We start from the raw sequence: 10,404 nt of genomic DNA, 5'->3' as shown, positions 1-10,404 counted from the left end.
CATCTTTAGGGTCGGCAAAGCGTCGCGCTAGCTCAGCACGGCGCGCGGCAAAGGTGTCGGAGATGTATTTAACAAAGATCAGGCCAAGCACCAGGTGCTTGTATTCAGCGGCGTCCATTTGGGCGCGCAGTTTGTCGGCCGCCGCCCATAGGGTCTTTTTAATGTCGTCGAGCATAGAAAACCTTTTTTAATCTGGTCATTATGCATTGCCGAAACAATAAAAAAGCCGCTGACTCATAGAATCAACGGCTTTTTGCAAAACTGGTGGTGATGGGCAGAATTGAACTGAAAAATCATCTCATTGATTTAAAGGGTTTTTTCTTCAGCTTTGTTTTGCCAAGCACCCGGAAAATAACCCGTATTTGCTGCACCGCACTTCGGTTCTTAAACGCAGAATTTTCGGGTGTTTTTGCCCAAAAATCAGTCAATCAAGTGTTGCGTTTTTGCCACGAAAAGTCAACATCAATGTGACTATTTCCAAACATCGCCCAAAGCTCATGAGGCACCTTTTAGGAACGTCTCCGCCTGCTTACGCACCCCATCAAAAATTGTTTCAGCCAACGCAACTGGATATTCTTGCGGCAGCTGGATCATGACATTTGCAATGGCATCATCAACGCTCCCAGCCATTTCTAGCATCCACTCCCAGACCCCTGGCACACCACAATCTTTAGCCAGCCCCTTCCAGTGGCGCGCATGTATTTCGGATACACGGTAGTGCGTGTTTTTACCGCGCAACGCCATTGCCATTGTTGCATCTTGCATCGGTAAATGGTTGGACCCACTGCCAATAATTGGCCACGCCGACAACACATCGTAAATAGGCGTCATCTCGTATTTGTCTTGAGCATGCAGCCTGACGGAAAAATTCTTGGCGTGGCCATCGATGGCTGCCAACAACCAGAACACAAACTGCGTCAGCACAAAAATGGTTCTGTCCAAATCCGCAGTCTGACTCCCTTGCAGTATCTGTAATGCCGCACGAATGCCCGGCCCACCTGCCGACTCATACTTATTATCTGGAGAAATACCCAACACCTGACAGAAATCTTCCTGGGGCAATCTCGCCAGCCAACGCGGCTTGCCAGCGCGTGCTGCCACCCAACGTCTGTCAAACCGTTCTACGACCAACGCCTTCTGATCTTCAAATTGACCGATCTCCGCCGATGCCACCGGCAACCCCAGTGCGGCCAGAAACTTCAGACACAGCCATTCATTCTCGACCGAATGTCTCAGGTCGAATTGATATCCACCAACTCGACCCAGTGGTAGCTTAAATATGTGGGATGTAGGGGTTGCTCCGGTGGGGATGCACCACCGCTTACCCTCTTTGAGCAATGCCGTCTTTTCCTGCGCGCCAGCGATAGAGATCCTGAAATCGGCATGAGTATCCGTTACATAACCGGGTAGTGTTGGCACCATCCGCAGCTGTGCCGCCACACCTGCCTCATCCAACGCATCATAGCTCACACGATCAAAACCCACAGGCTCCGACCCTATCGGAAGCAATTGCACGGCGCCGACACAGTCCCGGCCGATCGCTTCCAACAGATCAAACGCACGGTCAGACCTCGTGCCATAACGCGTTTTCAGGCGTTTGCGAATCCGCTCGCTATCGGGCAGCAAGTTATCAAAATAGTGTGCAACCACTGCCCCGCGAATTTCTCCCGAGGCACTGAGCGGCAGAGAAAGCGACAACGAACGACAAGCCGACGATTTCAACCACTCGGCATCGTAGACGAAACGATGCGAATCCCCTCGCCCGTAGGACCAGGTGCCCACAAGCACCCCATTCATCCAGACATTGAGTGACCGCATCTCACCAATCCTCATTACTCAGCTTCGAGTGGTCTTGCTCTGACTTGAGCTCCGCCAGCGTCTTCGGCCTCTTGCCAGTTGGTGCAGGCACGGCTTCTGCCGCTTCACTCCTCAACACCATCCGAACATCCAGCGCTGCTAAAACCTTCAGAAGGCTCTCAAAACTGACTTTGCCCGGATTACTCTCGATATCTGCAACACGCGACTGCGTTACACCCAAATGCATAGCCAGCTGCGTCTGAGTCAGCCTGCGGGACTTTCTAAAAGCCTTCAGATGCTGCGCAAGTTGCTCTGCGAAACTGATTGGGTAATCCATGTCTTTTTATCTCCCAAAGCCGATATATTCAATATATAGGTCATAGACTATAAATGCAAATTATTTGCTATAGCCGATAAAAATCGTCCGGTCCACGTTAACGGCCTTACCCCTGCCCGAAAAATAGGCATTACCATGCCTAGCTCTTAGACCCAGTTGACTTACGATGATCAGAATCAGCAGTAAGTCAAAAATTGAGCGTAATGACGGCCGCAGCCGATTTCAGTCAATGCCTAGATTAGTACTGCTATCAACCTAGAGTCGCAGTGTGAATAAGGCTTTCTAATGATGGGTGGGGTGGTTTTGGCCAGTCACTCATCTCAGCCGGTGAGCATGCAACCCTAGACATACCCTAGACAGCGCACAAATAAAAACGGCCTCCCTTTCGGGAAGCCGCGTAATACGTGGTGGTGATGGGCAGAATTGAACTGCCGACCTATGGGTTATGAATCCATCGCTCTAACCAACTGAGCTACATCACCACAAGGGGCATGATTCTAATAGGCACCTTAGCTTTACGTCAAGCCAAAAACCCGTCCACCGCTTGGCAAGTGTATAATTTGCCTTGATTTTTACCGCTTTTACCTAAAAAAACAGGCATGACGCACCCCCAAACTGACTCCATTTCGCCGACTGCTGCCGAAACCTCGGCGACGCCGCGCCCCAAAAAAGTGTTCATCAAGACCTTCGGGTGCCAGATGAACGAGTATGACTCGGACAAAATGCTGGATGTGCTGTCCGACAGCGAGGGCATGGTCAAGACGGATCGCCCCGAAGACGCCGATGTGATCCTGTTCAACACGTGCTCGGTGCGCGAAAAAGCACAAGAAAAAGTGTTTCACGATCTAGGCCGCGTACGCCCTCTGAAAGAACTGAACCCCAACCTGGTGATTGGCGTGGGTGGTTGTGTCGCCTCACAGGAAGGGGGCGAGATCGTTAAACGCGCCCCTTATGTGGATGTGGTTTTTGGCCCGCAGACACTGCACCGCTTGCCCAGCCTGATTGCCGAGCGCCGCAACACCGGCAAGGCGGCGGTAGATATCTCCTTCCCGGAGATTGAGAAATTTGATGCCATGCCGCCCGCGCGCACAGAGGGTGCCAGCGCATTCGTCTCCATTATGGAAGGCTGCTCGAAGTACTGCAGCTTCTGTATCGTGCCCTACACCCGTGGCGAAGAAGTGTCGCGCCCGTTCGGCGATATCCTGACGGAAATTGCCGAACTGACGGCACAGGGTGTGAAAGAAGTCACCCTGCTGGGCCAGAACGTCAACGCCTACCGCGGGGAAATGGATGGCCATGGCACCATCGCCGATCTGGCGGATCTGATTGAAACAATTGCCGAGATGCCCGAGATCGAGCGCATCCGTTATACGACGTCGCATCCGCGCGAAATGACGCAGAAGCTCATCGATATGTACGCCCGCGTACCGAAACTGGTCTCGCATCTGCATCTGCCGGTGCAGGCCGGTTCGGACCGCGTGCTGATGGCCATGAAGCGGGGCTACACGGCGCTGGAATACAAGTCGGTGATCCGCAAACTGCGTGCAGCGCGGCCAGATCTGTCGCTGTCGTCGGATTTTATTGTCGGCTTCCCCGGTGAAACGGCCGAAGACTTCGAGAAGACGATGGCGCTGATCGAGGAGATCGGCTTCGACAACTCGTTCAGCTTTGTCTACAGCAGCCGCCCAGGCACGCCAGCCGCTGAGCTGAGCGATGACACGCCGCATGAGCTGAAGATCGAACGCTTAATGCGCTTGCAGGCGCGCATTGAAGAACAGGCGCAGGCCATTAGCCAGCGCATGGTGGGTTCGGTACAGCGGGTTCTGGTGGAAGGCCTATCGCGTAAAGACGCCAATGAGGTCGCCGGACGGACAGATAACAACCGGATTGTTAATTTTGTGGGGAACACCCGCTTGATTCACCAGTTTGTGGACGTACTTATCGTGGAATCGTTGCCGCACTCTCTGCGCGGCGACATTGTTGTCAAAGACTAACGTCTTCAAGGAATCACCACGTATGAGTACACGTACGCTCGAATTTTCGCTGGAACCGTTGGACAACCACCGGCTGGCCAGCCTATGTGGCCCGCTGGACGAAAATCTGCGCCAGATCGAGCAATGCTTTGATGTCACCATTGCCCGCCGTAGTGCGCATTTCCGTATTCAGGGCACGGGCAGCAGCCGGGAGCGCGCCGCTAAAGCCTTGCGTTTTTTTTACGAACTGGCAGGCAACAGCAAAGCACCGCTCAGCGTGGATGAGATCCAGCTCGGTTTGATCGAATTGCGCCAGGACCCGGCCCTGATGCCGGCCGTCGCGCCTCGCGAAGATGCCGATCTGGGCGTGGGCGATGCACCGATCCTGTTAACCAAACGGGCCGATCTGCATGGTCGGACGCCCCGTCAGGTGGAATACCTGAAGAACATTCAGGCCCATGACATTACCTTCGGCATTGGCCCGGCTGGTACCGGCAAAACCTTTCTGGCGGTGGCCTGTGCCGTTGATGCCTTTGAACGCGAGCACGTGCAGCGCATTATCCTGACGCGCCCGGCCGTTGAAGCGGGTGAGCGCCTGGGCTTTTTGCCCGGTGATCTGTCTCAGAAGGTCGACCCCTATCTGCGCCCGCTGTACGACGCGCTCTATGACCTGATGGGTTTTGAGAAAGTCACCAAACTCTTCGAAAAGGGCATGCTGGAAGTCGCCCCCCTCGCCTTTATGCGTGGCCGCACGCTCAACAATGCCTTCATCATTCTGGATGAAGCCCAGAACACCTCGCCGGAACAGATGAAGATGTTCCTGACCCGGATCGGTATCGGTGCCAAAGCGGTGATTACCGGCGACCCGACCCAGGTAGATCTGCCACGCGGCCAGAAGAGCGGTCTGGCCGAAGCGACGGGCATTCTGCGCGATGTGCGCGGTATCGGCGTCACCTATTTCGGCAAGGAAGACGTTGTCCGCCACCCCCTGGTGGCACGCATTGTGGCGGCTTATGAGGCCCACCAGGCAAAAACCAGCGAGAATGCTTAAAACTTAACAAAACCCAGGTAAGCTACGTGCATCATGAGTTCTAACGAGCCCACTACCGAAAAACGTGCCAAACGTCTGGACCTGACGGTTCAGCGGGTATGCACCGATGAGCTGCGCAAGCAGATTCCGGATCGCAAGCTGCTGCGCAAATGGGCCAAGGCTGTCTACGGGGATGCTGCCACAATCACCATGCGCTTCGTGGATGACGAAGAAAGCCAGCACCTGAACGATACGTACCGTGGCAAAAACAAGCCGACCAATGTGCTCTCTTTTCCCTATGAAGACGACCCGCTGATGGGTGACATTGTCTTTTGTCCAAGTGTGATTGTCCGCGAGGCACAGGCGCAGGGGAAAACGGTTACCGCCCACATGGCCCATCTGGTCGTGCATGGGGTGCTGCACCTGATGGGCTATGACCATCTCAATGATCGCGATGCCAAAGAAATGGAATCGCTTGAAACCGAAATTCTGGCTGATCTGGGCTTTGCCGACCCGTACGCATAAGCACTAATGGACCCCTCCCCTACACCCGCCCGGGCGACCCCGGGCAATAGCCTCACCCAACTGATTGACCGTTTTTCCACGATGCTTCTGCGGGAGCCGGATGATCGCAGCGAGCTGCTCAAGCTGCTGCACGGTGCGCATGAACGCAACCTGGTCGATGCGGAAGCCCTGACGATTATCGAAGGTGCCATTACCGTGGCCGAAATGACGGTGCGTGACATCATGGTGCCGCGCCAGCAGATTCATACCGTCTCGGCTGATCAGCCTCTGCCGCAAACGATTCGCAAGGTGATCGACTCGGGGCACTCCCGGCTACCGGTCATCGGCGAGGATGACGATGATGTCCGCGGTATTCTGCTGGCCAAGGATTTACTCCGCTCCATCGGTAATTCCAACTTCCGTCTGGAAGACTGGCTGCGTCCGGCGATGTTTATCCCGGAATCCAAACCCCTTAATGTCTTACTGCGCGAATTCCGCATCAGTCATACCCATATGGCGCTGGTGATTGACGAGTTTGGCAGTCTGGCCGGCCTGGTGACCATCGAAGACGTGCTGGAAGAAATCGTCGGCGAAATCGAAGACGAACACGATCAGGCGCAACTGGATACCGACATTCAGCTGGATGCCAGCGGGCGCTATCGGGTCAAGGCACAAACCCCGGTCGATCGCTTTAACGACGCCTTTAGCTGCCAGTTTGACGATCAGGACGCTCATACGCTGGGGGGCCAGATCGTTCACTACCTGGGACGGGTCCCGCGCCGTAACGAAAGTATCGAACTGAATGGTCTGCTGTTTCGGGTGATCCGTGCGGACAACCGTCGCCTGTACAGTCTGATGGTCGAAGTGCTCGAACCGCCGGTCTCCAACGACGGCCCCCCGCAGGAAGGCCACCACAACGGAGATGATGCCTGATGCGCTGGAAGCCTGACTTCCGGCGCATGTCGCCATATGCCCAGGCCATCGGATGGGGGTTTCTGGGTGTCGCTGCCTTTGCCCCCTTCTCGCTCTGGCCTCTTGGCATGATCTGCTGGGCCGCGCTGTATCTGCTATTGCGCAACGCCCAAACCAAACGTCAGGCGGCTGGCATCGGTTTCAGCTTTGGCCTCAGCCAGTTTCTGGCCGGCATTTCATGGGTTTATGTCAGCATGCACGATATTGGTGGCATGCCCATGCTGTTGTCGCTCACGGCAACCTTACTCTTTGCGGCCTATCTGGCCATGTACCCGATGCTGGCCGCGCTCTGCTTCCGGCTCTGCAACGGCACCCAGCACAGCACGCAAAGCCCTACGTCGGCGCAGATCGCCCGTCCGGATGCCGGGCTGGCGCGCCCCTTGTTATTTGCCGCCAGCTGGCTGCTGGCCGAGTGGCTGCGCGGCACGGTGTTCACCGGCTTCCCCTGGCTGAACCTGGGCTATACCCAGGCTCCGCCCAGCCCTTTGGCCGGCTTCGCACCGATAGTTGGCGCTTACGGCTTGAGCTTCATCACCGCCTGGTTGGCTGGCGTGTGTGCCGAGCTCTGGATCCGTCTGCGCAATGCTGGCTGGCACTGGTCTGCTTCGGTCACCCCGCAATCGGCCATCATTGCAGCGCTGTTCACCAGTGGTGCGCTGTTACATCAGGCTCACTGGACTCAACCTGAAGGCACACCCCTCAAGGTGTCACTCCTTCAGGGCAACGTACCGCAATCGATGAAGTGGCAGCCCGAGCAATATGTCCAGACCTTGTTGACGTACTTCCAGCTGGCCCGCAACAACCCGGCCACGCTGATCGTCTTGCCGGAAACGGCGATTCCATCCCTGCTTTCCGAAGCACCCGCCGAGTTCCTGCAGGACCTGCAACGCATCGGACAGGAACAGCGCGGCAACATTCTGATGGGGGTGCCTACCGGTGAAAACAATCCGACAACGCCTGCCCAGAACTGGTACGCCAACAGCGCGGTCTCCATGGGCGTGGATCCACTCCAGGTTTATAGCAAAGTCCATCTGGTGCCCTTTGGTGAGATCACACCGCCCGGATTCGGCTGGTTCCTGAAAAAGATCAATATGCCGCTGCCCAACTTTACGGCCGGGGAAGCGGATCAACCTCTGATGCAGCTCAGCCACCAGAAGCTTGCCATCAACATCTGCTATGAAGATATTTTCGGGGCAGCCATCGCCCAGCGCGCGGATGAGGCCACGATGATGGTCAACATGTCGAATACGGCCTGGTTTGGCGACTCCCTCGCCCAACCCCAACACCTGCAGATTGCCCAGATCCGCGCCCTGGAAAATGGCCGTCCGATGCTGCGCGCCACCAATACCGGCATGACGGCGGTCATCGCCCCCAATGGTGAGCGCCAGGCCGTGCTGGCGGCGTTTACCCGCAACGCGCTGGTCGCCAGCGTCCAAGGCATGAGTGGCCGCACCCCCTACCAACGCTGGTTTGATGGTCCGATTCTGGTGCTGTCGCTCGTTTTACTGGGCTGGGGCCTTCTGACCCGTCGTCAACGCCGCGCCTGAGGCGCTTAATTCGCCAATTCCTACTGCTCTGTCGCTAAAAAACCCGTAAAATCTGGGGTTTCTGTCGGGCGCGATGGTGCGCTCGCCGCTTTAGAGATGGAATGCAAAACATGCTGACCTTTCAGGACGTTATCCTGCGCCTGCAGGAATTCTGGAACCGCCAGGGCTGTGTCCTGCTGCAACCCTACGATATCGAAGTCGGTGCCGGTACCTTCCACACCGCCACCTTCCTGCGTGCCATTGGCCCGGAGCCCTGGAACGCCGCTTATGTTCAGCCTTCGCGCCGCCCCAAAGATGGGCGCTACGGGGAAAATCCGAATCGCCTGCAGCATTACTATCAGTACCAGGTCGTCCTGAAGCCCTCGCCCGCCAACATCATGGATCTGTATATTGATTCATTGCGCGCGCTGGGCATCAAGACTGAAGAACATGACATCCGTTTTGTGGAAGACGACTGGGAGTCGCCCACCCTGGGTGCCTGGGGTCTGGGCTGGGAAGTCTGGCTGGATGGCATGGAAGTCACGCAGTTCACCTACTTCCAGGAAGTCGGCTCGCTCACCTGTAAACCGGTGCTGGGCGAGATCACCTACGGTCTGGAGCGCCTCGCCATGTATCTGCAGGGTGTAGAAAACGTCTACGACCTCGTGTGGGCCAAGAATGGCGACAACATCGTCACCTACGGCGACGTGTTCCACCAGAATGAAGTGGAACAATCGACCTACAACTTCGAACACGCGCAGGTGGATATGCTGTTCCGCCACTTCTCGGACCATGAAGCCGAAGCCAAGCGCCTGATGGACATCGGGCTGCCGCTACCGGCCTTCGAGCAGGTGATGAAGTGTTCGCACAATTTCAACATGCTCGATGCCCGCGGTGCCATTTCGGTCACCGAACGTGCTGCCTATATCGGCCGCGTCCGCGCGCTGGCCCGCCAAGTCGCGCAGGCGTATTACGACAGCCGCGAAGCTCTGGGCTTCCCGATGTGCGGCACCTCGGCTCAGAAGGAGGCCGTGTGATGAATCAGGCCAAACATGCCCCACTGCTCGTTGAGCTACTGACTGAAGAGCTGCCACCGAAGGCCCTGGCTCGCTTCGGTGAAGTATTTTCTGCTGGCGTCTTCGCCGGCCTGACCCAGAAGAAACTGGTGGCCGACAATGTGTCGTATCAGTGGTTTGCGACGCCACGCCGTCTGGCCGTACTGATTCCCGATGTCCTGTCGGTTGCCCCTGATCAGGAAGTGGAAGAAAAGCTGATGCCGGTGAGCGTGGCGCTGGGGGCCGACGGCAAACCGTCGCCTGCCCTGCTCAAGAAGCTTGAAGCCAAGGGCATTGCCACCAGCGAGCTGCCGAAGTTTACCCAGCGCCTGGACGGTAAGTCCGAAACCTTCTTCTACACCATGCAGGTCAATGGCGCACCCTTGGCCGATGTGCTGAGCGGCATTGTGGCTGACGCCCTGAAAAAGCTGCCGATTCCGAAGATGATGCGCTGGGGTGACTCGGATGTTCAATTTGTTCGTCCCGTGCATGGCCTGATTCAGCTGCATGGCGATCAACTCATTCCGGGTAGCGTGCTTGGCCTGCAGTCACGTCAGCAAACCCTGGGCCACCGCTTCCTATCACAGGGTCTGATCACGATTTCCAACGCAGACGCCTACGCGGAGATCCTCCGCAACGAAGGTAAGGTGGTCGCGGATTACGCAGAACGCCGTGGCACGATTGGCGCCCAACTGGCCGCCAAGGCTCAGGCACTGGGCGCGCAAATTAACCAGGCCGAAGGTCTGCTCGACGAAGTGACTGCGCTGGTGGAATGGCCGGTGGTCTACGTCGGAGAGTTCGAACCGGAGTTTCTGGAAGTGCCGCAGGAATGTCTGATCCTGACCATGCAGCAGAATCAGAAATACTTCCCCTTGCTTGATGCGACCGGCAAGCTGCGTAATCAGTTCCTGATTGTCTCGAATATGCAGGTAGCTGACCCGAAGCACATCATTGGCGGCAACCAGCGTGTGGTTCGCCCGCGTTTGTCGGACGCCCGCTTCTTCTTCACCCAGGACCGCAAGGAACCGCTGGCTTCACGCATCGCCAAGCTGGGCAACGTGGTTTATCACAACAAACTGGGCACGCAACTGGATCGTCTGCTGCGCGTACAGAACCTGGCAACACAGATCGGTAACGCGATTGGTGCCGATACCACCCACGTGGCACGTGCCGCCGAGCTGGCCAAGGCTGACCTCGTCACCGATATGGT

General features: G+C 56.6%; 10 protein-coding genes and 1 tRNA gene. 7 read left to right on the top strand and 4 right to left on the bottom strand.

Annotation, left to right across the window (positions count from 1 at the left end):
- From AC3GOJ_RS09800 to AC3GOJ_RS09785, 4 genes are all read right to left on the bottom strand, one after another.
- The coding region (locus AC3GOJ_RS09800) for a type I restriction-modification system subunit M N-terminal domain-containing protein (protein WP_488236328.1) at positions 1-175 on the bottom strand (175 nt) is incomplete at its 3' end.
- Between the two features lie 320 nt (positions 176-495).
- Positions 496-1,797: a type II toxin-antitoxin system HipA family toxin gene (locus AC3GOJ_RS09795; RefSeq protein WP_488237285.1), complete on the bottom strand. Its 1,302-nt coding sequence runs from the start codon at positions 1,795-1,797 to the stop codon at positions 496-498.
- Between the two features lie 22 nt (positions 1,798-1,819).
- Positions 1,820-2,134, bottom strand: coding sequence for a helix-turn-helix domain-containing protein (locus AC3GOJ_RS09790; RefSeq protein ID WP_488237284.1), 315 nt, complete (start codon positions 2,132-2,134; stop codon positions 1,820-1,822).
- Between the two features lie 405 nt (positions 2,135-2,539).
- Positions 2,540-2,616: transfer RNA gene (locus AC3GOJ_RS09785), tRNA-Met, on the bottom strand.
- Between the two features lie 117 nt (positions 2,617-2,733).
- On the opposite strand from AC3GOJ_RS09785, the gene miaB reads away from it, so the two are divergent.
- The 7 genes from miaB to glyS form a co-directional block, all read left to right on the top strand.
- Positions 2,734-4,128: a tRNA (N6-isopentenyl adenosine(37)-C2)-methylthiotransferase MiaB gene (miaB, locus tag AC3GOJ_RS09780; RefSeq protein ID WP_488237283.1), complete on the top strand. Its 1,395-nt coding sequence runs from the start codon at positions 2,734-2,736 to the stop codon at positions 4,126-4,128.
- Positions 4,129-4,150: 22 nt separating this feature from the next.
- Positions 4,151-5,158, top strand: a complete 1,008-nt coding sequence (locus tag AC3GOJ_RS09775) for a PhoH family protein (protein WP_488237282.1) — start codon at positions 4,151-4,153, stop codon at positions 5,156-5,158.
- A gap of 33 nt (positions 5,159-5,191) precedes the next feature.
- Positions 5,192-5,662: an rRNA maturation RNase YbeY gene (gene ybeY / locus AC3GOJ_RS09770; protein ID WP_488237281.1), complete on the top strand. Its 471-nt coding sequence runs from the start codon at positions 5,192-5,194 to the stop codon at positions 5,660-5,662.
- A 6-nt stretch (positions 5,663-5,668) separates the two neighbouring features.
- On the top strand, positions 5,669-6,574 hold the full coding sequence (locus AC3GOJ_RS09765; RefSeq protein ID WP_488237280.1) for a CorC family transporter: 906 nt from the start codon (positions 5,669-5,671) through the stop codon (positions 6,572-6,574).
- Entirely contained in the window at positions 6,574-8,160 is a 1,587-nt protein-coding gene (lnt, locus tag AC3GOJ_RS09760; protein ID WP_488237279.1) for an apolipoprotein N-acyltransferase, read from the top strand. The genes AC3GOJ_RS09765 and lnt overlap by 1 nt, the downstream gene beginning before the upstream one ends.
- A gap of 110 nt (positions 8,161-8,270) precedes the next feature.
- Positions 8,271-9,176 carry a glycine--tRNA ligase subunit alpha gene (gene glyQ, locus AC3GOJ_RS09755; protein WP_488237278.1) on the top strand — a complete coding sequence of 302 codons (906 nt, stop codon included), beginning with the start codon at positions 8,271-8,273 and terminating at the stop codon, positions 9,174-9,176.
- Positions 9,176-10,404: glycine--tRNA ligase subunit beta (gene glyS / locus AC3GOJ_RS09750; RefSeq protein ID WP_488237277.1), on the top strand; the 1,229-nt coding region annotated here is incomplete at its 3' end. The genes glyQ and glyS, both read left to right, overlap by 1 nt.

This window comes from Fluviibacter sp. (assembly GCF_057744235.1).
Note: the sequence above shows the minus strand (reverse complement) of the source record. Positions and strands in the feature narration are given on the sequence as shown.

What these genes read in the sequence shown, in the direction of transcription:
- AC3GOJ_RS09765 (WP_488237280.1), top strand. Translation starts at nt 5,669, where the DNA reads ATGGACCCCTCCCCTACACCCGCCCGGGCGACCCCGGGCAATAGCCTC.
- miaB (WP_488237283.1), top strand. Translation starts at nt 2,734, where the DNA reads ATGACGCACCCCCAAACTGACTCCATTTCGCCGACTGCTGCCGAAACC.
- AC3GOJ_RS09795 (WP_488237285.1), bottom strand. Translation starts at nt 1,797, where the DNA reads ATGAATGGGGTGCTTGTGGGCACCTGGTCCTACGGGCGAGGGGATTCG.
- AC3GOJ_RS09775 (WP_488237282.1), top strand. Translation starts at nt 4,151, where the DNA reads ATGAGTACACGTACGCTCGAATTTTCGCTGGAACCGTTGGACAACCAC.
- lnt (WP_488237279.1), top strand. Translation starts at nt 6,574, where the DNA reads ATGCGCTGGAAGCCTGACTTCCGGCGCATGTCGCCATATGCCCAGGCC.
- AC3GOJ_RS09790 (WP_488237284.1), bottom strand. Translation starts at nt 2,134, where the DNA reads ATGGATTACCCAATCAGTTTCGCAGAGCAACTTGCGCAGCATCTGAAG.
- ybeY (WP_488237281.1), top strand. Translation starts at nt 5,192, where the DNA reads ATGAGTTCTAACGAGCCCACTACCGAAAAACGTGCCAAACGTCTGGAC.
- glyQ (WP_488237278.1), top strand. Translation starts at nt 8,271, where the DNA reads ATGCTGACCTTTCAGGACGTTATCCTGCGCCTGCAGGAATTCTGGAAC.